Source organism: Paenibacillus sp. BK720 (genome assembly GCF_011761545.1).
Lineage (GTDB): Bacteria > Bacillota > Bacilli > Paenibacillales > Paenibacillaceae > Pristimantibacillus.
On the sequence record NZ_JAASRQ010000001.1, the window covers coordinates 436064 to 458162 of the forward strand.

Genomic DNA, 22099 nt, shown 5'->3' on the forward strand with positions numbered 1-22099 from the left:
TGTCATTTATTTGGTATTTAATCAATTTAAGAAAAGGGAGTGTTTGATTTAATATGGCACAAGTTCTATACATTACTGCTAATCCGAAATCGATTGAAAACTCAATTGGTCATCGAATAGGACAAGCTTTTCTTAAAGCTTACCGTGAAACTCATGCAAATGATGAGATCCAGGAAATAAATTTATATCAAGAGGAATTCCCAATCGTGGATCGCGATATCCTCAACGGCTGGGAGAAAATGCGTCGAGAGGGGATACCATTTTCGGAGTTAAGTCAACTCGAACAACAAAAAATCAATGCTTTAAATCAATTTATCGATCGGGTGGCGAGCGCTGATAAATATATATTTGTATCTCCTATGTGGAATTGGGGTGTTCCGCCACGATTAAAAGCTTTTATCGATTCCATTGTAGTCTCGGGAAAAACATTTCATTATACCGAGGATGGACCCGTTGGGCATTTAAAAGGGAAAAAAGCTATTCATATACAAGTGAGCGGCGGCATTTATTCGTATGGGCCTTTGACTAAAATGGATCATAGTCATCCCTATTTAAAACAAGTTCTTAATATCATAGGTATACATGATGTACAAGTATTATATGTGGAGGGACATGATTTTGACCGAGCACGTGCAGAAGAGATTATTCGAAAGGGTAAATCGGACGCAGAAAAATATGCGCTGACTTTTTAATCATTCGTCATTGGCTAAGTGTTATAAAGTTCCGATTCACGGCGTCAATTTCCGATCGAAATTGTATATCACCTATCTCAATTGTTAAAAGCTGCTATTCATTAATTACGGGTTCGCCGCACGTACGACTTGAATCTAAAGGCTGGTATGAAGAAGCGGCGCGATTTTTTGAAAAAGTCGAACAATTGGATGAAGCAATTTTGGAATTCATACCAGATCAAAGCGTTGTCGAAACCTTTGCTCAGGGACCTTTAACGGATGCGGCCAGCCATATCGGCCAACTAATGCTGCTTCGCAGATTAGCAGGAATTCCAGTCACGTACAATATTAATTCGCTAAAAAGTTTGAAGACCGATTGCTGAAGCAGGGAGGATTCCTACGTTGAATTATTAGGAGCATACCAACAGAGGGCTAATACAATTAATTGTTAAGATTTCTGATACTAGAAACTTCACAAAAGCTGAGATCAGAAGAAAAATTACCAGAGCTTCCTTTCCGTAAAAATTCACTTAAACTTTTAGGTTATGTCATTAATACAGTATCATACCTTTCCTATTTTTTACAAGGGGGACGTCACATGTACGATGTTTTGTTGGATTCTCAATCTTTGTTTCTTCAGCTGTTTAATATGTACAATGGCGAGCAGGAGTGGGAGAAAGGGAAAGCACTGTTCGTATCCATAAGTTGCCGAGATCTGGCAACCGCTAATCATTCTCTGGTTGTTGGATATATTGCCTACCATATAACAATAAACATTCGCCTTGCCTCCTGTAATGCAGAAAGGATGTTTCTAGCCGGTTTGCTACATGACATAGGAAAATTATCAATGCCGGATAGTATTTTGAAGTCCTCACAGCGTCTTAACACTGAAGAAAGAAAGCTAGTAATTGAACATGTGAAGGTTGGACATGACGCTTTAAAACAACTTGATTTTGGTCCGGATATACTTCAATTTTGCTACTCGCATCATGAAAGACTTGATGGTAGTGGTTATCCTCAAGGTACAACGAATTTAAATGAAATTGGGTGCATTGCGGCCATCTCCGATATATACTCAGCATTAAAGTTGCCGCGTAGCTACCGCTCAAATTGTTTAAGCGACAAAGAGATAATTGAATTTTTATTTCAATACGATAATCAATTCAATAGAAATTACACATATATTCTAAAGTCTTTTCTCAATAAGCGCTCAAGTAATAACCTTTCAAAAATAGATGAATTAATAATTAAGTAAGAAGCGTTCTAACACCTCCATCAATTTTGTAGTTTTTTAATACGGACTTAACGTAGGTTCGACATGACATGTTTACCAGGTGGATCGACCAGTGTATGAAATTAGTAGCGTTGCCTCTATTTTTAAACTGAACTCAATCTTGAGTTCCCGTCGTTCTTACTTTCAACATTGATACTTGCTCGGGTTGCTTCATCGTGCCAAATCTATTTTATTTTATCCAGGGTTCACAATTTATTGTGTTGCTAAATAACCTCTCTTCTCATTTCATGTTGGAGTTGTTTGTATACCGTAGGCACATTCTGCTGCTTCTCCTCGTAAATCAATGATAACTTCAATACTCTCATTTTAATCCATATCCTCCAACCTTCAAATCTTGAACAGTTGTAACAACAAGATAAATGGACATCCATATAATATCGTAATAATGTAAGTTGGTTGAAGAAAGGTTTCTTGTATAAGATATATCCCAGTCAACTAATTCTTTTGGGAGGGTATACATGATCTTAGTTTTATACATTTTTTTTACATTTTTCTTCATAGGCTTGGACTGGGAAATCGTCATAACCGAGGGACGAGACATATATCGGGAGATGTAAGTGAATGCTTCGGGCGTTCTGTGATATATTCATTTAAATGTTAAGTTAACGGGGAATGCTTGTTCAATGTCAGTAGGGAGCATGGCAAATGCTGCTCCTGTTTCATTAATGCAACCTGTATTGATTCAGCAGCGTCTAATGAATAGTAGTAATTCCCTGTTTCTAGGAGGCGTGGATTATACGGTATTTTATCAAGCTAAATGCTCTGAGTGCTATCGTTGCATGGATACCATTTATTATTAGCGAACTATTAGCCAACGTGTATAGAATAAATCGAATTACTGGGATTGAAATAGACGTTATAAATAGGGTTACTTTAATTATGAGTTTTGTAAGCCTAATTATTATATTTGTTATTTTTGTTCCCTTAGTTCTTCTGATTTTACCATCAAAGTTAACAAACCTTTTGACATCCATTATGTGGTTCCCATATTACTGCTTGTATGTGTATATCTTTGTTACTCTTCTTCCTGCAAATAATCCAGCTGATGATCCTAATCCTGTTTCAGGGTTAATCATTATTGCAATTTTGTTTTTATATCCGTTATTAATAGCAGGAGTTAATGGTATTGCCCTATTTCTACATTATTTAAAGGTGCGCAAGTTGCTCAACTAACGTAAGAACAGTAGTTTAAAACAATACGTCAGTTACTAGGGTTGATGCTCAGTTGCTGTTTTCTATGGAATAAGGACGAGGTGAACCTTTAAATGGGTGACACAATATGGTTGTGTGACAATTCCGATGAAAGAATTGTTGGGTCACTCACTATGTCCAATACAGCAACTAGTGTGTTTCTACAGATATTGGCACTAAGTGGGTCAGACTTAGCAGTAACAGATAGGGAGAAGGAATTTATCGTGTGGTTGAACCAAAGGGATCAATCAGTTATAGGTGCTGGAACTGTGGGATTTAGCATTAGTAATGCCTTGGACCAGAAATGATTTCGATCAGTTAAAGGGATTTTTATTATCTGTAATTAATTCTGCAATGAAAAGACACAGAGGGGAAAAGTTAAATTGCAGTCCTAAAGAGGAGAAAGTGGTAAGTAATTTAAATCACTTACGTTTGTTAGCAACCAATTTTAAAGAAGAGTTTGTAGATGAAGCTCATTATATAAACTGGTCGACCAAAGACGATTTAGATGAGGTACCTACAATCCCTATTGGTTTCCCTCAATGCTCCAAGCATAAAGTTATTCTATCCTGCTATGGTTGCTTAATTTGTAATAATGGAACGCAGTCTTAAGCTAACATCAGAACAATAGTTAAAAGCTAAACCAATAAAGCTGCCGGCATGCAAACGGGCAGTTTTATTACGTTAACGGTCAGTATAGCATAATATGAAGGTAGCGGCCGGGGCGTACAATGTTCGGTTGCATTTTTGTTGAAGGGGATAAAGCCCTGAAGTGATTCTGCCTCGTCAAATAGGCATAACACTGGCCACTGAAGACGGATAAACTCGTTGAAATAAATGAACAAGAAGGAGCTTATTTAAGCCTTGTGTTAATCATGGTAAAATGTGGATTATATCTATTTAGAACCCATGAAACACAGGCAGGTGATTGAAAGTGAAGATGTCTAAATTAGGGGAATTGGCCGTTATTACTATTGTTGTTGTATCCGTTGTTTTATGCATCCAATATACCAAACGCACCTATTATGGGGATGATGGGGTAATCATCACAGCTAAAAGTAAACCTATGTTAAATGAAGTGCCGGTAGAGGTTAAAGCAATCATCGCAGTAGTTCATGGGATTTTAGATGATTTACTCGGCTGGGGTGCGGATGAGGAGTTTCAATTCACGGTTTCTGATAAAAAACAGTTAAAGGCCGCTATGGACAAAATGGATGGCATTCCGCCACTTTCAAGTGACATTTTAAGTGCGGATTTACAAAATGCTCAAGACCTTCTTAAAGTCGGTGTTATACGTGAGGACCTAAAAGCTATTCAGTATGCGTACCGTATCCTAAATGATTTAGATATTACCTTTAATGATTACTTTGGCGATAAAGTTTGGAACTATTCGCTTGCTGGAGCGGGTAATGGAAAGAATGTAGAGAAGGTAAGAAAATATCTGAATCTCACGGATAAAGGATAAAGGATAAAGGACTTCATCTATGAGGTTAGTGATTATACAGCTGATTTTCTCTTAACCGATTGAACTAAAGGCAAACTTTAGTTCAATGCACGAAGAAGATGCTTGCCACTCCCAGCCGCTTCTGCGCTCGATCTGATTTTTAAAAAGTCGAAATAGATGTGTGCTGGATTACCAATCAGGTTCATTCGGGGAGGAAATAACATGCTATACGAGTTGCGAATCTATACGATTTACGAAGGTCGAATGGATGCCATTCAAGACAGATTTAAGGATCATACGTTTAAAATTTTTACAAGACTGGGAATGAAAGTCGTGAATTTCTGGATAGATGCAACAGGCCAAAATAAACTATATTATGTGATGGAATTTAAGGATATGGCGCAGCGTCAAAGGCTCTGGGAGCAGTTTAAGAAAGACATCGAATGGATTCAAGTTAAACGCAACTCGGAAGAAAACGGAGGGCTCATAGTCGAAAAAATTGATGAGTATTTTATGAATCAAGCTGAATTTTTCAAATTGGGAAATTGAACTACCGGGAAACGATATTGAATTGTCAAAAGTGTATGAAGCTGCCAAAGTATGATCGGCAGCTTTCTTGCGTTCATGGACAGTAGTGTGTGCGGCTTTTTATTTTATGTATAGATCGTTTGTTCAAGACAAGAGCTTCTATACCTCGCCGCATTAGGACAAGAACTTCGTGTAGCCACGAGTATTTTGTATTCGTTAATAACAAGCAAGAAAAAGCGCTACAATTAATCGATTGGCAGTGGAAATGGTTCTTGAGCCAGAGGGGTGTATACTCCCGCACTGTCGCCAAGCATCATTGACGGTAGCGTTTTATATGTTACATGTAAAACGTTTTTACGTTCTCGCCGGAGGATTAGTAACCTAACTGGCGACTCTATATGGGAACAGAGTAACGAGGTAGAATGCTGGAGAAATTTTATTGCCTATTGTTATACCCCCTGGGGGTATGCTATATTGAAGAGGTTATGCGACCACTCCGAAAAGACAGAGAGCAATCTTACCTCAAGTTAAATCTTTTATTGAAGGACAAATACGCGGCATTAAAGGCCTTATTGAAAAAGATACGTATTGTGACGGCGTATTGAATCAAATCGCTGCAGTTCAATCCGCGCTGAATAGCGTTGGAAAGCTTCAGCTTGAGCATCACATGAACAGCTGCGTAATCGAACGGATTCAAGAAGGGGATACAGAGGTTCTCAAATAGCTTATGGTTACCATGAATAAATTGATCAAACTATAAGGCGAGCGGCCATATGCAAACTGTAACGCTCAAAGTAGAAGGAATGTCCTGCGAGCATTGCGTCAATACAGTTGAAGGTGCGGTAAAACAAATTGGTGCATCCGGTAAGATTGATTTGAATGCGGGCTCCGTAACGATTCAATTCGACGAGTCCATAGTGTCGCTTGATTCGATCAAAGAAGCGATTGAAGGGCAAGGCTACGACGTAGTGGATTAATTAGCGAACCGCCTCAGGCGGCTCTGCAGAAGTAATTATTTTTTTCAAAAATATATACCCCCAAGGGGTATTTCACTAAGGTGGATTGACAATGGAAAAAGGTATCCTTGAATTTCGCACTCGAAATACAACGCGACATAAGTCTCCGTAGCGGATATGACGAGAAAGGTCGAACAGCTCGCTTACAAAGCCATTCGCAAAGAGAAGGAAGCGGCAACGGGCGACTACAAAAAGAAGGAAATTCGTCGCAAAAAAGCTGCAGCTAGCGATATCCGCAGTGTTATCTTTTCCCCTGATGGTCAGCCACTTTTCGTTCACGTCATGGATTTATTTGCCTGATTTTCTGATGAACTCTTGGGTGCAGCTAGCGTTGGCTACCCCGGTTCAATTCATTATAGGCCGAGCGCGATGTTGATTACGCTTATATGTTCGCGACGGCCAGGAAATGACCGTCCCGGTTCAAGAGGTCATCATCGAAGATATCGTCCTTGTAAGACCAGGCGACAAAATCCCGGTGGATGGAGAAGTCGTAGAGGGGAATTCCGCTATCGGCGAATCCATGCTGACCGGCGAAAGCATCCCGGTAAAGAAAAGAGCCGGCAATGCTGTCATCGGTCCAACAGTGAACAAAAACGGCAGTTGAAACAGATGGGCATTGAAATGATCATGATTACAGGCGATAACATGCGGACGGCTCAAGCGATCGCAAATGAGGTTGGTATCGATCATTTGCTCGCCGAAGTGCTGCCGGAAGGCAAGGCGAGGGAAGTAAAAAACTGCAGGCTCAAGGCAAAAAGGTAGCGATGGCGGGCGATGGCATTAACGATGCGCCGGCTCTGGCAACCGCAGATGTAGGCATCGCCATAGGCGCAGGCCACGGATATCGCGATGGAAGCCGCTGATGTGACGCTTAGGCGCGGCGAGCTTACTAGCATTGCCGACGCCATTTTCTTAAGCCGCAATACGATGGCTAATATCAAGCAAAACTTGTTCTGGGCGCTTGGCTACAATACGCTTGGCATACCCATCGCAGCTGTTGGACTTCTCGCGCCTTGGGTGCAGGGTGCCGCGATGGCGCTAAGCTCGGTATCGGTTGTGTTGAATGCGTTGCGGCTGCAGCGAGTCAAACTGTAAAGGGAGAGGAACACATGGGGATGGTGAAATTTGCGATCACGCCTGGCTTTGAAGTTGGAGGGACCATTTTTAAACCGGAGCAGCTTGCGCTTCTCGGGTCGATTATTGGGGAGAAGGCAAGAATTGAACTTACAAACTTCAAGCAGCTGTATGTGGAGATGGAAGAGGAAAGCTTCGAAGAAGTAAAGAAAAAGCTGACGGAGAAAGGGCTTGAAATTTATCCGGCAGGATTTGTAACCAAAAGCCTAATAACCTGTAACTTTTGTCGCGGCGCCGAAGATGCCGGGGTTGAGATTGCACAAAAGCTAAACCGCGTGATTGCGGGAATAACAATGCCATCGCCGCTTAGAATCGGATACGCCGGTTGTGCCCTCGGCACGAGCGAGCCGCTGCTGAAAGATATCGGAGTCGTGAAAATGCGGGATAACTTCGATATCTATATCGGCGGCGAACCCAAATCAATAAAGCCCGCCTTTGCACAATTATTCGTTGCTGGGGTAGATGCGGAACGGATGATGAACATTGTTCAGAGGCTCATTGCGTATTTTCAAACAAACGGGAAGAATAAGGAGAAGTTCTCCAGGTTTATTGGGCGGATTTCAATGGAAGAGTTACGCAATGCGGTTGCCAGTTAAGTGAACCGACCGGGGAGGATTTCATGAAGACGATACTGGTGGTAGACGATGAAGAAAAGATTCGCGAGGTCATTGTATCATATTTACGGAAAGACGGATTTCAAACGATTGAAGCGGAAAGAGGAAATAAAGCTCTTGATCTGGTACGCTGCGGAAATATCGATCTTGTAATTTTGGATCTCATGCTTCCCGATCTGTCGGGAGAGGAAGTGTGCAAGTTAATTCGGCAGGCGTCTACGATACCGATTATCATGTTAACGGCTAAGGTAACGGAGGACGATCGCGTGAAAGGACTATCCCTCGGCGCAGATGATTACGTTATAAAACCGTTTAGCACGCGTGAATTGGTTGCTAGAGTGAAGGCTAATCTGCGCCGTGCACATGACGATACTTTGCTCGCTGAAATCATAACGTTTAAGAACGGAGATCTAACCATCCACCCCTTAAGGCATAAAGTTTTTAAAAACCGCATTTCCATTGCTCTTACGCCAAATGAATATAAATTGTTGCTGACTTTTGCCCGGCATCCCGGCAGAACCTTTACGCGAGAAGAACTGGTTGAAAAGGTGCTCGGATTTGATTTCGAAGGTGATGCGCGTGCCATTGATCAGCATGTCAAAAATCTAAGACAAAAGATAGAGTCCGACCCTAAAAACCCGGCATACGTGATTACCGTTTTTGCCGTAGGCTACCGGTTTGCCGGAGGCGAATCCGCATGAAAGGGTTATATGCCCGTATCGCAATTGCATGCATTGGCATTGCTTCAGGGGTTCTGCTCATTTCGACGATTACGTTTATCCTTGAAACCCACTATCACCTTTCAATGTATCAGCATCAGTCTCAGGATAGGAATATGGCTTCATCGCCGGCATTTGATGCGCATTTTGAGCAGGCGCTTGTTCAATCGGTTCTGTGGACGGCAATATTCGGACTTGTACTTGCTATCGTAATCAGCCTCTTTGTGGCAAAACGAATAACGGCACCGCTTATTCAGATGAGGAGTGTTGCTGAACGAATGGCCCAAGGCGAGCTTACTTCCCGTACAGAAGTAAGCGGCAAAGACGAATTGGCCGAACTTGGTCATTCGCTTAACTATTTAGCCGATCAGCTGCTGCTTCAGGAACAGCTGCGGAAAACAATGACGGCCGATGCAGCCCATGAATTAAGAACGCCGCTAGCAACGCTTAAAAGCCATATGGAAGCTATGATCGAAGGGGTTTGGGAACCAACACCCCAGCGGTTGGAGTCTTGTTTTGAAGAGATTGAGCGGCTCCGGTTCCTTGTTGGCGATTTGGAACAATTGACCGAAGTGGAATCGCCGAACTTCAGATTGAATTTCAAAGAGGAGAACATTAATTCCATCGTTCGTCATCATATTGGAGCCAGTCAAGCCGCCTTTAAAAATAAGGGAGTGGAGTTGTTATTTCAAGGCCAAGGGAATGTCCGTGCATTTATAGACAGGTTGCGCTTTGGGCAGATTATGGCAAATTTGCTCAGCAACGCCTTGAAATTTACACCAACGGATGGGAATGTTGCGGTCGCTGTAGCGGAGCAAGGTAACATGGTTTCTATTTCGGTAACGGATACGGGAATCGGGGTTGATGAAAAAGAACTTGCGTTTGTTTTTGAACGCTTTTATCGTGCGGACAAGTCCCGAGACCGCAATTCCGGAGGGAGCGGAATTGGATTAACGATTGTAAAAAAACTAGTTGAGGCGCATGGAGGTACAATCGAAATCCGCAGCCAAAAGGGAACAGGAACCACGGTTGAGTTTCGTTTGCCTAAATCGCTATGATCGTTCTCATAAGATCTACACAACTATTTATTAGAATGAAAGGAGATTAGAATTATTGCCAATGGAAGGGGTTAATGTAATGAAGAAGATTGTTATACTCGGAGCTGCTGTGATTCTGGCTGTTGCTTTAAGTGCTTGCGGTAAAAGCTCGGACCAAGGAAAGGCTGCAAACAACAGTCAACAGGGAATGAATATGAACCATTCCGGAATGAACATGGAACATTCATCTTCGGATAAGCTTCCTGCAGGTCTTAAAGAAGCCGAAAATCCTAAATTTAAGGTGGGGAGTCAAGCCGTTATACTTGATGACCATATGCCTGGCATGAAAGGCGCGACCGCAACTATCGTTGGTGCATACGACACTACGGTTTATGCCGTTTCGTACGTTCCGACAACAGGCGGGGAAAAGGTTGCGAATCATAAGTGGGTTGTTCAAGAGGAAATTAGGAATGCGGATGATAAACCATTTGCCAAGGGGGATGAAGTGACGCTAATGGCTGACCATATGAAGGGCATGAACGGAGCCAAAGCAACGATTGGTTCTGCCCAACAAACAACCGTTTATGTGGTAGATTATACACCGACTACGGGTGGCGCACCTGTTAAAAACCACAAATGGGTGACACAAAGTGAGCTTTCTGCCAAGTAAGTTTAATGTCTCTCTCTAATTCAAAAACGACTGAAATCAATAAAGCGGATGTTGCAGGAAATCCCAAGTTACACGGCAGTGTCGTTATCAGCTTAGATTCATTGATTCCATAGAAGTCGAACATCAATAAAGGTACATACAATTGCAAGCACGGATGAGTCGGAACAGACGATGATCCGGCTAATCAAGTAATGCAGGCGATGCCTGTATACTTTAGGGACAACTGAGTGATTTCAGCTGTCCCTTTTGTTGTTTCCTAACCCTCCTGTTAGGGTTAGTTGTGTCCGGCACCCCGGAGTATTCGGAATTGTTCCGGAGTCATTCCCTCTGACTTTCGGAACCTTTGAATGAAGTATGTACTGTTTGCAAAACCGACTAATTCAGCAATATTTTTTATGGTCATGCTCGTCGATACCAGTAGGTTTTTGGATTGGAGAATACGGCATTCCGTTAAATACTCAATTGGAGTCTTTCCAATTAAGCTGTGGAACTGCCTGCTGAAATGCGATGGACTGCAGCTAGCTTGTGATGACATCTGTTCGAGCGTGAGCGGCTCACGGCAGTGTGAGCGTATCCACTCCGCTGCCTCGGTTAGCCTTTCCCGCATTCCGGGTTTAGGGATGCCCTCCATAGTCTCGGCGTGCTGGACGATTAGAGCGATCATTTCGTAAGTAAGGGCAGATAATCTCGCTGCTCCTTCTTGCATTGGAGGCATGCGGAAGTCCAACAATTCTGACCACAGCTGGTCAAGCCGTGAGACTCCTTCCCACGAGAAGAGCCAAGGCTCTCGTTCCCCGCGTCCGTGCAATAGCGCACCCAAACCGCGAGCCGTAAAATGAACCCATCTGATATCCCATGGCTCCATGCTGTCAGCGTAGTAGTGCTGTGGCACACCTGGTCCGTAAAGAAAGCCGGTGCCGCTTTTCAGTTCCACGGTTTTCTCTCCGATCCGAACGTATCCCTTACCCGCCCGAACGATATGCCAGTTGTATGTGGTAAGTCCATTCGGCCGGTTCTCGTAATGTTCTAGCTCGTTTGCATAGTGGCCAAATGATTCTGGGTAACAGGGAAAGCGTTCGAATCGCGGGTCCGGAACAAAGTGATTTATGCGCAATGATCTCACCTCAAATAGCATAATTGTGATATGCAAAGCAAAAAAATGTGATTTAATGCGCTTTTTATAAATAATATAATTAATCTATTGAATGAATAGCAAGCAAAATAATGATATTGGAAATGGAGAATTATCAGATGAGAATGGGAATGGATTACTATCCGGAGCATTGGGACCGCTCCATGTGGGAGGAAGATGCGAAGCTCATGCAAGATACAGGCATCAGCCTGATTCGTGTTGCTGAATTCGCGTGGTCTAGACTAGAGCCGACAGAAGGTTGTTACGATTTCGCGTGGCTCGATGATGCAATCGATACATTCGCAAGACATGGGATACAGGTGGTCATCGGAACGCCGACCTGCACACCGCCTAACTGGCTGGTGAAGGAGTATCCGGACGTGTTGCCGATAGACTCACAGCTACATCCACACTATCCCGGAGTTCGGGGGCACCGATGTTTTAACAGCCCATCCATGAGGCGTTACTCAGCATTAATCGTGGAGAAGCTTGCCCTTCATTATGCGAATAATACAGCAATTATCGGTTGGCAGATTGATAACGAGTTCGGATTGCAGGAGTGCAATTGCGAGCATTGCAATTTGCGGTTTCGGACTTGGCTGCAGGATAAGTATGGTTCGATCGACGCAATCAACGCGGCTTGGGGTACGGTGGTATGGAGCGGTGAATATAGCGATTGGTCACAGATCACTACCCCGCTTGGGGGTACTAGACATAAGAATCCATCTTATTTACTGGACTACAAACGTTTCGAGACCGCTTCTGTGGTTGATTTCCAACAGATGCAATTGAACATCTTGAAGGAGCATTGCCCGAACCATTTCGTTACCCATAACATTTGGAGTTATCCGATGAGCTTGGATTACTATAAGCTTTGCGAAAATTTAGATTTGGTTTCCCTTGATTACTATCCGAGTACAAGTCCCGAAAAAGCTGTTGCGAGTGGATACAGCGGGGCATTGACCTTGGATTTGACGCGCGGAATCAAAAGGCAAAATTTCTGGATCATGGAGACCATTAGCGGTCCTCCAGGCTGCTGGATGCCGATGTGGCGTACGCCGCATCCTGGATTTATTCGAGCGTTTGCTTGGCAATGCATCGCGCGTGGTGCGGATACTTTGGTCCACTTCCGATGGCGGAGTGCTCCGTCGGGAGCAGAACAATTCTGGCACGGGCTGATTGACCATAGCAATGTGCCCGGCAGGCGATTCGAAGAATATCGTGGACTGTGCCAAGAAGTACAGAAACTTGCTCCGCTCTTAGAAGGAACAAAGGTACAGAGCGAAGCGGTCATCCTTCATTCGCATGATCAATATAACGCGTTTCAGATGCAGCCTCAAGTAGATGGAATGGATTATTTCGATAATATAAAAACGATTCATCGCGCCTTCACTAAACTAGGCATTATGACTGATGTACTGAACGAGAATGAAGATCTAAGCGGATATAAGCTCATTGTAGCTCCTTCCCTCTTTTTGCTCGACCCGGAGCTCGCGTCTCGTATGGAAGAATACGTTAAGAATGGGGCAACTCTCGTATTGATGCCTCGTACTGGTGTGAAGAATCAAAATAATGTATGTTGGATTCGCCCTTTACCCGGACCGTTTGCCGATGCTGCGGGGGTCGTTGTAGCTGAGTATGATCCGATTGGAAGAGATGCCCATTCTATTCGCTGGCAGAACAAGTCTTATTCCTGCAGTCAATGGTGCGACATATTAACACCTCAAAGCGCGGAACCGATAGCCTATTATGAAGACGATTTCTTCGCCGGTCAGACTGCAGCAACCGTTCATGCTTTGGGTAAAGGGAAGGTTTACTATTTGGGAACGTTTCCCGAGGAAGATTTCTATGTAGACTTCTTCCAGGCTGCGGCAGAGAAATCTGGAATTCACTTCTTCTCTGGATTGCCGGAAGGTGTTCAAATCTCATTGCGCGCGAATGAATCAACACGATATTTGTTCTTAATGAACCTTACGCGAAAGCAACAGACAGTGCAGCTTGACCGGATATATCGAAGTATCATTAACCATAGAGATATTGAACATGCCTTAACCATGGATCCATATGCGGTCGAAATCGTGGAGCTTCCACGGAAAAACGCATAGCTGATTTGGGCATTCCAAAGGGATCTCCCAGTTCCCATCAAGCGACAATCGTATTTTTAACTTTTACGCAACCATTACAGGTTGCGTTTTTTATTGGTGGGGAGATCAGATCAAGACCGATACTCCTGCCTTATATTCCTATTTCCCCGGTATAAAAATAGAAACAATCCTCGCTATGAGGGATAGTAATATGTCTCATAATATGTTTATATTAAATCACAATAATTAACATATTTTTCATTGAAATAAGTAGAGGGAGGCTGTCGGGTTTTGTTCAATCGTAGATGGTTGGTATTGTTGCTTGTTGTGGTTATCCTCACGAGTTCGGCAACGTTGTATGGGGGAGGTCGCAAAGTGTATGCTGCGTTCTCCGGTGAAGGAGATGGAACTACTGGGAATCCTTATATTATCTCAAGCATCGAACAATTAAAAGAAATAAGTGACGATCTGGATGCGGCCTATCGGTTAGGCACGGATCTCGATTTATCCGGGGAGAACTGGGAGCCGATCGGGAGTTGGTCGCCGAACGAGCCTTTCACCGGCGTGTTCGATGGAGACGGACACACGATTTCGAATTTGACGATAGACACGGGCGGGGCTGGCACAAATGATCTCGGATTGTTCGGTTACGCTTCCAATGCCGACATTCGAAATGTCGGGTTGGTTAACGTAAATATCGATTCTTACACCGGCGATTATATCGGCGGGTTGATTGGATATAACGAAGGTTCTCTAATCGAATATGTATACGTAACCGGAACCATCAAAGGCGATGAGATGTTGGGTGGTTTGACCGGGTATTCGTCCGGGATGCCCGGTGATGCTATACGTTATGCTTACTCTTCTGCCAAAGTAACCGGATCAGCTGACGTCGGTGGATTAAACGGCAAGATGGAGGGATATTTGTCAGTCGAAAAAAGCTACTATAATTCAACCTTGACCAGCACTTCGGCAGGAGGACAGGCTCTAACCGAAGCGGACATGAAGAGACGCGCCAGCTTTACAGACTGGTACTTCACCAGCGGGGCTGGAGACGATAGCGAATGGGGAATATTCGAAGGATTGACCTACCCTATGCTTCGCACGACGTTCGATCGAATTACTTTGGATACGCTCAAGGTTACGGCAGGATCTGATCGGGATAACGGCGATCCGGTGGTGCTCGAGCCGTCTTTCGCTAGTGATCAATTATTTTATTCGGGCAATGTACCAAATGGAGTAGATCAAGTGACCGTATACGTGGACGCGCAAGGGAGCGTGTCTTCGATCAACAACGGAACCGCGTTGGAAACGATTGATTTGGACGAAGGAGATAACCTAATCCCTATTAAGGTTACAAGCGCCGGCGCGGCGGTTCCGACTTCTTGCGTGGAGCCTTGTTCGTTACCTGATGCTTATGAGTTGACATATACGCTTCAAATCAACCGAGCAATCCGCCCGCAGCAAGCTGATTTACAGATGCAGGTTGCCGTGAACGATGCAACTCCAACTGTGGGAGATCTAATTGTCTTTACAGCGAATTTAACAAATGCCGGCCCTGATGATGCGACAAATGTAAAAGTGAATGCTATGCTTCCCGAAGGTGTAACCTTCGTATCCGCTGCGCCTTCACAGGGCTCGTATGATCCGAGTATAGGGGACTGGAGAGTAGGGACCGTTTCGCCAGGTAGCTATACACTTCAAATTACGGGTAGAGTCGATGCCCTTCCGCGTACATTCACTGCCACGGTCTCTGCGGAACAAGACGACTTGAACATGGATAATAACGCGGCTTCTATTACCCTATTACCTGAGCAAGCTGATTTAGGATTAATACTAACAGGGCCTGCAGCACCCAATGTAGGCGATACGATAACCTATTCAGCCGCTTTATCAAATGCCGGCCCTGATGATGCTTCAAATGTATCAGTCAGCGCAATGCTTCCGGCAGGTGTAACCTTTGTTTCCGCTGCTCCTTCCCAAGGCACCTACATTCCGGATACAGGGGTATGGTCAATCGGGGCCGTTCAGGCAGGACAGTCAACTTCACTGACGATTACTGCAGTCATCTCTTCACCTGATCCAAGCACGTATACTATGACGGTGTTGCATTCTGATCAACCAGACCCTGCTTCAGCTAATAACTCTACGTCTAGAACGATCACACCACAGCAAGCCGACTTGGAAGTGGAATTAATAGTAGATGAATCAACTCCAACATTGGGGAGTATGGTTACTTATACAACAACATTAACGAATAAAGGGCCTAATGCCGCAACACATGCAGCAGTCAGCGGCCTGCTTCCGGCAGGTGTAACCTTGGTTTCCGCTGTACCGTCACAAGGCACATATGATCCGAGTACCGGAGTATGGACGGTCGGAACCGTCGCTGCAGAAGCTACGCTTACCATTACTGCTGCAGTAACCTCGCTGGACTCAAGCTCGTTCAGTATGAATGTTATCCAATCCGATCAACATGACCCTGATCTGTCCAGCAACTACGTGCTATGTACAATTAACCCAGTACCGGTTCCTGCAATTACCGACATAACGGCAGCCCCATCAAGCTTTGCAAGCACTGGGGGGATCACTACGGTGTCTCTGGCAGGAATCAATCTTACAGGTAAGACTGTGGAGGTTTATCTGGACGGAAAGATGGCGGCCACAGCCATTGTAGACAGTCCTACTAGTGCAACAGCAACCGTCACGATTCCACGGAACACGACGACAAGCGCACAAACTCATACCTTGACCGTTTATTTGAACGGCGCGGCAGCTCCAGACCAATCTGCACCTATCACGGTAAACGGTTTATCTAGCGGCAGTAGTACAACACCTGTCCATACGATTCCGGTCATTGACCAGAATGGCATCACGCTTGATCCGGCTACTATCGATACATCGAAGCCGTTCGTTACGCTTGATGTAACGCCTAAGGGCGGTATGGCGTATGTCAGCATTCCGGCGAGTGTTTTATCCAGTATTGCGGGCATAAATTCAACTTTTTTTATCGATATCAAGACGCCTTATGGCAGCTACCAAGTACCGGTTAATCTAGCTTCGTTGGTGCCAGGGCTGAAGGATTTGCTTGCTCAGAACAATCTCCATGCCGAGGATATCAGCTTTAAGATCACTTTGACCGATAAGTCGGGCGACAAGGACATTCAAGCGGCGTTTGCAGGCGGCTTACCTAATGGTACAGCGATAGGCTCGATTGTAGATTTCAGCATTGAGATCATCAATGGCAAGACTGGTCAAAGCATTGGAACGGCAGATCAGTTCAACCAGGCCCTTACGAGAATCATACCGATGCCAAAGAATATGAAGGTCATCCCGGAGCAATGGGGTGCGTTCCGCTTTAACGAAGCAACCAAAAAGTTCGAGTTCGTCGCAGCGAAGAAGGTACTGATCGATAACGTTTGGTATGTCATGATTAACTCTTACTCTAATAGCGTGTACGTTGTCGCGCAAAATCCGGTGAGCTTTACCGATGTGCAGCAGCACTGGAGCCAGCAGGAGGTTGAGCTTGCTGCAACCAAAGGACTCGTTAATGGCATGGGCGGCAGAAAGTATAATCCTAATAAGCCAGTATCAAGGGCAGAATTCACTGCCATGTTAGTCCGGGCATTGGGACGGAGCACGGCTATTGCGGGCTCGGCGTCATATGAGGATGTTCAGGAAGGGTCTTGGTACTTCAATGACGTAGCCAAAGCGAAGAAGCTTGGACTGCTGGACTTTGTGACGGGCAAGAGCTTTAAGCCTGACCAGCCGTTGACTCGTGAGGAAATGACTAGCATGCTGGCGGCGGTTATAGCTCTGGAAAAGCTGCCGACAACGTTGGAGTTTGCCAGCCTGGACGGTTACAAGGATGCAGGCAGCATAAATGCAGCTTACCTCGAGGACGTTCGGACAATCGTTAAGCTTCATATTATGTCAGGCACAAGCGAGCATACATTTAGCCCAAAGGCCGAAACAACACGCGCGCAAGCTGCAGTCGTATTGATCAGGCTATTAAAAGAGCTCGGCTCGATTGATAAATAAGGTTCATGGCACAAAAAACGATATAAAGCATGGAAAGCCGCAAAAAATGCGGCTTTTTCTTATTTTGCCATACAGTAGTGTTCATTTGTTTATTCAACAAAAAAGAAATTAAAAACAATTATTATTTATTGTAAAACAATAAAAAATGTGTTAATTTCGTTTTATTGATAATATTAGTGAGGTGCTCTTATGAATCGGGGAACAACCCTCTTTTTGAAGATGGCGGTTATTCTCATTGCAATCCCGGTTCTTGCCGTGTGCCTATTTTTGGTGCCTTGGATCGGGAATTTTGCCGGGGAATCGTATCCGGATATTGCTTATATGAAATTTCTTGTTTTCATCGATATGTATGCGGCAGCAATCCCTTTTTATTTTGCTCTATATCAAGCCTATAAGCTTTTAGGCTATTTAGATAAGAAACATGCGTTCTCGGATTTATCGGTAAGGGCTTTAACAAAGATTAAATACTGCGCCGTCACAATCAGTGCTTTGTACCTGCTAGGTATGCCACTCTACTATCTGATGGCAAAGAGGGTTGACCCTCCCAGTTTCCTACCCATGGCTTCAACCATCATTTTCGCCTCTATCGTCATCGCCGTCTTTTCTTCTGTCCTGCAAAGACTATTACAAGAAGCGATTCGCATAAAATCGGAAAACGATTTAACGATCTGAGGTTTTTACAGTTAAATGAACAAGGAGCGATGGCTGCGGCAGCTGCTCCTTGTTTTTTTTGGTATGGGACGAGGCGAAAGGGGGCCGTCATAGTCAGCCTCCGGCGTTCCAGGGCGGCGGTGGCGGTCTAGTCTCAACCGTCGATGACTACCATGCCTACTTCAAGATGCTGCTAAATCACGGGATGCACGAAGGGGAACGAATTTTGTCGAGGCCAGCCGTCGAGCTGATGACGACCAACCGCCTCACGCCAGAGCAACAGGCTGCCAGAAACGCCATGGCCGCCAATAACGTGCATATTTCATTCGGCCAAGGTCAGCACGGCGGTTGGGGCATGGGGATGGCGGTTCGCACCTACCGTGGCGACTACGCGTCTATCGGCCAGTTCGGCTGGGATGGCGGAAGCGGGATTTCGACCTACGCCGACCCGGATAAACAGCTCACCGGGATTTTGCTCACCCAAGTCGGAATGTACACCCCGGATTCGGCGAGGGTTATCCACGACTTCAGGACCACGGTCTACCAGGCGATAGAAGAGTGACTTAGCGTAATAAGAACAAGATGCGGACGGCTATGACAGCGGCATCTTGTTCTTATTACGTTATCGGGCAGAAGGATTGCAAATTGTGGTAGTATGATGGAAACAAGTTTTTTTAAGGGAAATTAGGTTCAAGTCATGGATGAGACGATGAGGGGGAAACCGATATGAAGACAATCAAGCTGATGATGGAACACCTGTACTGGGCGGACGGACGCATCCTGGATGCGCTCGAGGAGAGTAAGACGAAGAACAAGGACCTTTTGAAGCTGGTTCGTCATGTCGCGGTCGCGGAACAAGTCTGGCTCTCCCGGCTGCAGGGCAAGGGCAGCGCGCAATATTCGCTATGGGAGGAGACGGAAGACCTGACGGCGATCCGCACCATGTTCGAACTAAACGCCGAGCAATATCGCGTCTATATCGAAGGGCTTGAGGATTCCCAATTGGACGAGATGGTCGACTATGCCAACCAGAGCGGGGATCCGTTCCGAACGTCCGTCCGGGACATTCTGCTGCAGGTTCTCTTGCACGGGCAATATCACCGGGGACAGATCAACCGGGCACTACGCATCGAATCGGCGGAGCCTGTCCAAGTCGATTACATCACCTTCGCCAGGCTTTAACGGAATGGAGGCTGCGGATCATTACAAAAGAAGAATTAACGGCAGTAATAATGTTCGTGATTATCTCCACTATATTTTTTTCACTCTTACGAAGAGATTATTCCATCAGAAGAATTGATAGAAAACTGCCCATTGAGAAAATAAAATCAAGAGTTATGAATATGAGAGAAGAGGAATGGCAAAATGGTCCTAACTCTCCAAAGATGATTCATTATTTTATTAAATTCGAAGTCAAAGGTGAAAATGTAGAGTTCCGAATATGGAGAAAAAAGAAGTATCAATCATTCATTCTTGGACAAGAAGGCATTCTTGAATATCAAATCAAAAAGAAACATAATGTGTTTATTGATTTCACAAGCGAATCTTAAGTGGAGTGAAACGAAGTGCGTCAATAATCGTTATACTGAATAAATTAAGATACGGAGGTGTTCTGATGGATTTGCTGAAAGGCTTTGGAAAGCTGGCGGGCGATTTCACGGGCAGAGTGCTTGGAGGAACCGTGCGCGTTGCCGGGGAACTTGTTCATAGCGATTACATTAAAGAAATCGGTAACGATGTGGAAAGAGTTACGGCAAAGACAGGTGAACTGGCAGGCCGGGCAGCGAGCGGTGTATGGGATGTTGGGGCAGGTTTAATAACAGCGGATAAGCAGCAGACGAAGACCGGATTGCATGATCTTGGAGATGCGGTTACGATTACCGTTAAAGGTGCGGGCCAAGGAATCGAATACGTGGTTGAAAGCGGAAAAGAAGTTGTGACAGGCATGAAGGAAAACGATAAGCAGCTCATTAAAGACGGCGCCAAGAAACTCGGTAAAGCAGCCGCAGTATCCATCATTGCCGTCGGCGTAATCGACATCATCGATGGTCCGGACGGAATGGATCCATCAGAGACAACCTGATAACCTAAACAGCAGCTGCCGGCTGCTGTTTTTTTATTGGGAATACCAGGAATATCTATGGATCGCGTGCCCGCTATTGTACAGGTTGGAGCGGTAAGTAAAATGAATTTTGGAAACGGAGGGAAAGTTCGGCATATATAGAAGTTATTAAATGCGAGTGTTTATTCGCACAGACACTGATGTTAGCCTTCCGGTCTACCTATTATTAAAGGAGGAAATGAAATGGAGATTATCAATCAGCGGGAAAACACGCAAAAAGTCGTGGTACGGAATTCCAGTCTGACAGGGGCCGAGTTCGAAAATTGCCGCGCGGAGGAAGTAACGTTCCGAAATACTTCGCTGCCCAATTTCCGAGTCGAATGTGCAGATTTAAGCGAAGCAAGGTTTAAGGACGTCAATATGTCGAGGATGCTTATCACCGATGCAAACCTATCGGACCTTGAAATTGACGGAGCACAGCTGGGCGGAGCTTTTATACATAATATAGGACTGCCCACGAAAGGGCACCCGGCTTACCGGGAAGATCAAGGGCGTCAGCGGCCGCTGCGATTCGAGATGTGTGAGTTGGCGGGCAGCACGATAGCCTCCTCCGATCTTAGCGGCGTTCACATTGAAAGGTGTAACATCGAAGGGCTTACAATTGACGGAATCGATGTTTCAAAATTGCTCAAGCGCTACCAAGCGGAGCGACAATCGGAAGACAAGGAACTTCAGGAGGAGCCTCCCCAGTTGACGCCGCTCTTGAAAAGATCCGGCGCGGCATTCGTTCCGGTCCGCGATATCGAAAAGGCGCGAGATTGGTATTGCCGGATGATGGGGATACCTGCTGAATCCGTTCATGTTATGAACGGTCATCTGTGCTCGCTTCCTGTTGAGGGCTCCGGAATCATTTTGGACACGATGCCAATGTGGGGTGGCCAAGAGCCTGGCGGCCCGCCGACTTTCAAAACCCCGGCTTTTACGTTGTTGACGGACGATCTTGCCGCTTCGTACGCATTTATGAAGGAGCACGGCGTTGAACTCGTCACTCCAATCGAGCACGACCACTGGTTCGCCTTCCGCGATCCGGATGGGAACCTGTTGATGGTTTGCAAGGCTTAGCTTAGATACCAATATAGTAGAGGACCCAAATAAGACGTACATATCGGTTACCCGATAAATCTCTCGCCTTTCAACCCTTGAAAGCATTGGAGGCTATCGCCTTCCGGGTCAAGCGTACAGGCCGTATTGTAACTCTGTGAATACAATACGTTGTATTAAAAAACTGGAAGGGGATAATGAAAGTGAATCGTAACTATTACATGGGCAATGTAGGTAGTATGAATGAAGCTAACTTTTGTCCCGATTGTCCAACGCAGACGATTTATGATCCTCCAATTACCATATACGAGGACTACTACCATCCACAGCTTGTGAACGTCATTCAAAATATTGAAACGGTAAAGAAACATCATTGTTGTCCGGTTTATCAACATTATTACACCCATACGGAGAAGAATGTTATGGTTTCTGGCTTGAACAGCAGAAAGAAAGGTAAAGCATCTTCCAAAAATCGTTTGAAAAAATAGACCTGCCTTATAAAAGATCCGTAAGAATGGACGCTTCGCGAATGTAACGGCCAACTTACGGATCTTTGTTATTGTGAAACAACATCCGTTAGAAAAAAATAGTTAAGACGGAAACTTGGATAGTCCTATCTAAGTACATAGCCTGAACGACGGGAAACTATAGTGAAGATAACGGTTGCTTTTAGCAGCCGTTTTTTTATAAGCAAATTTATTGAACCCTTG

At 44.9% G+C, this 22099-nt stretch carries 21 protein-coding genes and 3 pseudogenes; 23 read left to right on the forward strand and 1 reads right to left on the reverse strand.

Annotated features, from left to right (window positions below; genetic code table 11):
- Window positions 1-53: 53 nt before the first annotated feature.
- The 14 genes and pseudogenes from FHT67_RS01900 (at window position 54) to FHT67_RS01955 (ending at window position 10318) form a co-directional block, all read left to right on the forward strand.
- Window positions 54-692 carry an FMN-dependent NADH-azoreductase gene (locus FHT67_RS01900; protein ID WP_167195140.1) on the forward strand — a complete coding sequence of 213 codons (639 nt, stop codon included), beginning with the start codon at window positions 54-56 and terminating at the stop codon, window positions 690-692.
- Between the two features lie 577 nt (window positions 693-1269).
- Complete coding sequence (locus FHT67_RS01905) at window positions 1270-1926, forward strand: HD-GYP domain-containing protein (protein ID WP_132303395.1); 657 nt, start codon at window positions 1270-1272, stop codon at window positions 1924-1926.
- A 1488-nt stretch (window positions 1927-3414) separates the two neighbouring features.
- A complete protein-coding gene (locus FHT67_RS01910; RefSeq protein ID WP_167195143.1) occupies window positions 3415-3768 on the forward strand; it encodes a hypothetical protein in 354 nt (117 codons plus the stop codon).
- A 328-nt stretch (window positions 3769-4096) separates the two neighbouring features.
- Window positions 4097-4621, forward strand: coding sequence for a hypothetical protein (locus FHT67_RS01915; RefSeq protein ID WP_167195146.1), 525 nt, complete (start codon window positions 4097-4099; stop codon window positions 4619-4621).
- Window positions 4622-4822: 201 nt separating this feature from the next.
- Window positions 4823-5149 carry an NIPSNAP family protein gene (locus tag FHT67_RS01920; RefSeq protein WP_167195149.1) on the forward strand — a complete coding sequence of 109 codons (327 nt, stop codon included), beginning with the start codon at window positions 4823-4825 and terminating at the stop codon, window positions 5147-5149.
- Window positions 5150-5566: 417 nt separating this feature from the next.
- A pseudogene (locus FHT67_RS01925) lies at window positions 5567-5852 on the forward strand (metal-sensing transcriptional repressor).
- 49 nt (window positions 5853-5901) lie between these two features.
- Window positions 5902-6105, forward strand: a complete 204-nt coding sequence (locus FHT67_RS01930; RefSeq protein ID WP_132303399.1) for a copper ion binding protein — start codon at window positions 5902-5904, stop codon at window positions 6103-6105.
- A gap of 156 nt (window positions 6106-6261) precedes the next feature.
- Window positions 6262-6444 (forward strand): hypothetical protein, encoded by a 183-nt coding sequence (locus FHT67_RS30600; RefSeq protein ID WP_208403083.1) that lies wholly within the window; start codon window positions 6262-6264, stop codon window positions 6442-6444.
- Window positions 6445-6550: 106 nt separating this feature from the next.
- Complete coding sequence (locus FHT67_RS30605) at window positions 6551-6748, forward strand: P-type ATPase actuator domain-containing protein (RefSeq protein WP_208403084.1); 198 nt, start codon at window positions 6551-6553, stop codon at window positions 6746-6748.
- Window positions 6742-7239 (forward strand): annotated as a pseudogene (locus FHT67_RS30610) (HAD-IC family P-type ATPase); the annotation flags it as partial. The gene FHT67_RS30605 and the pseudogene FHT67_RS30610, both read left to right, overlap by 7 nt.
- Window positions 7240-7259: 20 nt before the next feature.
- Window positions 7260-7874: a nitrite/sulfite reductase domain-containing protein gene (locus FHT67_RS01940; protein ID WP_347880060.1), complete on the forward strand. Its 615-nt coding sequence runs from the start codon at window positions 7260-7262 to the stop codon at window positions 7872-7874.
- Between the two features lie 23 nt (window positions 7875-7897).
- Window positions 7898-8593: a response regulator transcription factor gene (locus FHT67_RS01945; protein ID WP_167195154.1), complete on the forward strand. Its 696-nt coding sequence runs from the start codon at window positions 7898-7900 to the stop codon at window positions 8591-8593.
- Entirely contained in the window at window positions 8590-9669 is a 1080-nt protein-coding gene (locus tag FHT67_RS01950) for a sensor histidine kinase (RefSeq protein ID WP_132303402.1), read from the forward strand. Before FHT67_RS01945 ends, FHT67_RS01950 begins: the two co-directional genes overlap by 4 nt.
- 79 nt (window positions 9670-9748) lie before the next feature.
- Window positions 9749-10318 carry a YdhK family protein gene (locus FHT67_RS01955; protein WP_167195157.1) on the forward strand — a complete coding sequence of 190 codons (570 nt, stop codon included), beginning with the start codon at window positions 9749-9751 and terminating at the stop codon, window positions 10316-10318.
- A 274-nt stretch (window positions 10319-10592) separates the two neighbouring features.
- Here FHT67_RS01955 and FHT67_RS30615 read toward each other — a convergent pair whose 3' ends face one another.
- A complete protein-coding gene (locus tag FHT67_RS30615) occupies window positions 10593-11453 on the reverse strand; it encodes a helix-turn-helix transcriptional regulator (protein ID WP_481856682.1) in 861 nt (286 codons plus the stop codon).
- A gap of 101 nt (window positions 11454-11554) precedes the next feature.
- On the opposite strand from FHT67_RS30615, the gene FHT67_RS01965 reads away from it, so the two are divergent.
- The 9 genes and pseudogenes from FHT67_RS01965 (at window position 11555) to FHT67_RS02005 (ending at window position 21877) form a co-directional block, all read left to right on the forward strand.
- Window positions 11555-13555, forward strand: coding sequence for a beta-galactosidase (locus FHT67_RS01965; protein WP_243866862.1), 2001 nt, complete (start codon window positions 11555-11557; stop codon window positions 13553-13555).
- A 270-nt stretch (window positions 13556-13825) separates the two neighbouring features.
- On the forward strand, window positions 13826-17575 hold the full coding sequence (locus tag FHT67_RS01970; protein ID WP_167195162.1) for an S-layer homology domain-containing protein: 3750 nt from the start codon (window positions 13826-13828) through the stop codon (window positions 17573-17575).
- Between the two features lie 189 nt (window positions 17576-17764).
- Entirely contained in the window at window positions 17765-18247 is a 483-nt protein-coding gene (locus FHT67_RS01975; RefSeq protein WP_167195165.1) for a DUF2975 domain-containing protein, read from the forward strand.
- Window positions 18248-18302: 55 nt separating this feature from the next.
- A pseudogene (locus tag FHT67_RS01980) lies at window positions 18303-18788 on the forward strand (serine hydrolase domain-containing protein); the annotation flags it as partial.
- A 164-nt stretch (window positions 18789-18952) separates the two neighbouring features.
- Window positions 18953-19408: a DinB family protein gene (locus tag FHT67_RS01985; RefSeq protein WP_132303408.1), complete on the forward strand. Its 456-nt coding sequence runs from the start codon at window positions 18953-18955 to the stop codon at window positions 19406-19408.
- Between the two features lie 50 nt (window positions 19409-19458).
- A complete protein-coding gene (locus tag FHT67_RS01990; protein ID WP_481856664.1) occupies window positions 19459-19776 on the forward strand; it encodes a DUF2500 family protein in 318 nt (105 codons plus the stop codon).
- Between the two features lie 65 nt (window positions 19777-19841).
- A complete protein-coding gene (locus FHT67_RS01995; protein ID WP_167195171.1) occupies window positions 19842-20309 on the forward strand; it encodes a hypothetical protein in 468 nt (155 codons plus the stop codon).
- A gap of 222 nt (window positions 20310-20531) precedes the next feature.
- Window positions 20532-21410, forward strand: coding sequence for a VOC family protein (locus FHT67_RS30470; RefSeq protein ID WP_167195174.1), 879 nt, complete (start codon window positions 20532-20534; stop codon window positions 21408-21410).
- A 182-nt stretch (window positions 21411-21592) separates the two neighbouring features.
- Window positions 21593-21877 (forward strand): hypothetical protein, encoded by a 285-nt coding sequence (locus tag FHT67_RS02005; RefSeq protein WP_167195176.1) that lies wholly within the window; start codon window positions 21593-21595, stop codon window positions 21875-21877.
- Window positions 21878-22099: the final 222 nt, after the last annotated feature.

What these genes read in the sequence shown, in the direction of transcription:
- FHT67_RS01900 (WP_167195140.1), top strand. Translation starts at nt 54, where the DNA reads ATGGCACAAGTTCTATACATTACTGCTAATCCGAAATCGATTGAAAAC.
- FHT67_RS01905 (WP_132303395.1), top strand. Translation starts at nt 1,270, where the DNA reads ATGTACGATGTTTTGTTGGATTCTCAATCTTTGTTTCTTCAGCTGTTT.
- FHT67_RS01915 (WP_167195146.1), top strand. Translation starts at nt 4,097, where the DNA reads ATGTCTAAATTAGGGGAATTGGCCGTTATTACTATTGTTGTTGTATCC.
- FHT67_RS01920 (WP_167195149.1), top strand. Translation starts at nt 4,823, where the DNA reads ATGCTATACGAGTTGCGAATCTATACGATTTACGAAGGTCGAATGGAT.
- FHT67_RS01930 (WP_132303399.1), top strand. Translation starts at nt 5,902, where the DNA reads ATGCAAACTGTAACGCTCAAAGTAGAAGGAATGTCCTGCGAGCATTGC.
- FHT67_RS30600 (WP_208403083.1), top strand. Translation starts at nt 6,262, where the DNA reads ATGACGAGAAAGGTCGAACAGCTCGCTTACAAAGCCATTCGCAAAGAG.
- FHT67_RS30605 (WP_208403084.1), top strand. Translation starts at nt 6,551, where the DNA reads ATGACCGTCCCGGTTCAAGAGGTCATCATCGAAGATATCGTCCTTGTA.
- FHT67_RS01940 (WP_347880060.1), top strand. Translation starts at nt 7,260, where the DNA reads ATGGTGAAATTTGCGATCACGCCTGGCTTTGAAGTTGGAGGGACCATT.
- FHT67_RS01945 (WP_167195154.1), top strand. Translation starts at nt 7,898, where the DNA reads ATGAAGACGATACTGGTGGTAGACGATGAAGAAAAGATTCGCGAGGTC.
- FHT67_RS01950 (WP_132303402.1), top strand. Translation starts at nt 8,590, where the DNA reads ATGAAAGGGTTATATGCCCGTATCGCAATTGCATGCATTGGCATTGCT.
- FHT67_RS01955 (WP_167195157.1), top strand. Translation starts at nt 9,749, where the DNA reads ATGAAGAAGATTGTTATACTCGGAGCTGCTGTGATTCTGGCTGTTGCT.
- FHT67_RS30615 (WP_481856682.1), bottom strand. Translation starts at nt 11,453, where the DNA reads ATGCTATTTGAGGTGAGATCATTGCGCATAAATCACTTTGTTCCGGAC.
- FHT67_RS01965 (WP_243866862.1), top strand. Translation starts at nt 11,555, where the DNA reads ATGGAGAATTATCAGATGAGAATGGGAATGGATTACTATCCGGAGCAT.
- FHT67_RS01975 (WP_167195165.1), top strand. Translation starts at nt 17,765, where the DNA reads ATGAATCGGGGAACAACCCTCTTTTTGAAGATGGCGGTTATTCTCATT.
- FHT67_RS01985 (WP_132303408.1), top strand. Translation starts at nt 18,953, where the DNA reads ATGAAGACAATCAAGCTGATGATGGAACACCTGTACTGGGCGGACGGA.
- FHT67_RS01990 (WP_481856664.1), top strand. Translation starts at nt 19,459, where the DNA reads ATGTTCGTGATTATCTCCACTATATTTTTTTCACTCTTACGAAGAGAT.
- FHT67_RS01995 (WP_167195171.1), top strand. Translation starts at nt 19,842, where the DNA reads ATGGATTTGCTGAAAGGCTTTGGAAAGCTGGCGGGCGATTTCACGGGC.
- FHT67_RS30470 (WP_167195174.1), top strand. Translation starts at nt 20,532, where the DNA reads ATGGAGATTATCAATCAGCGGGAAAACACGCAAAAAGTCGTGGTACGG.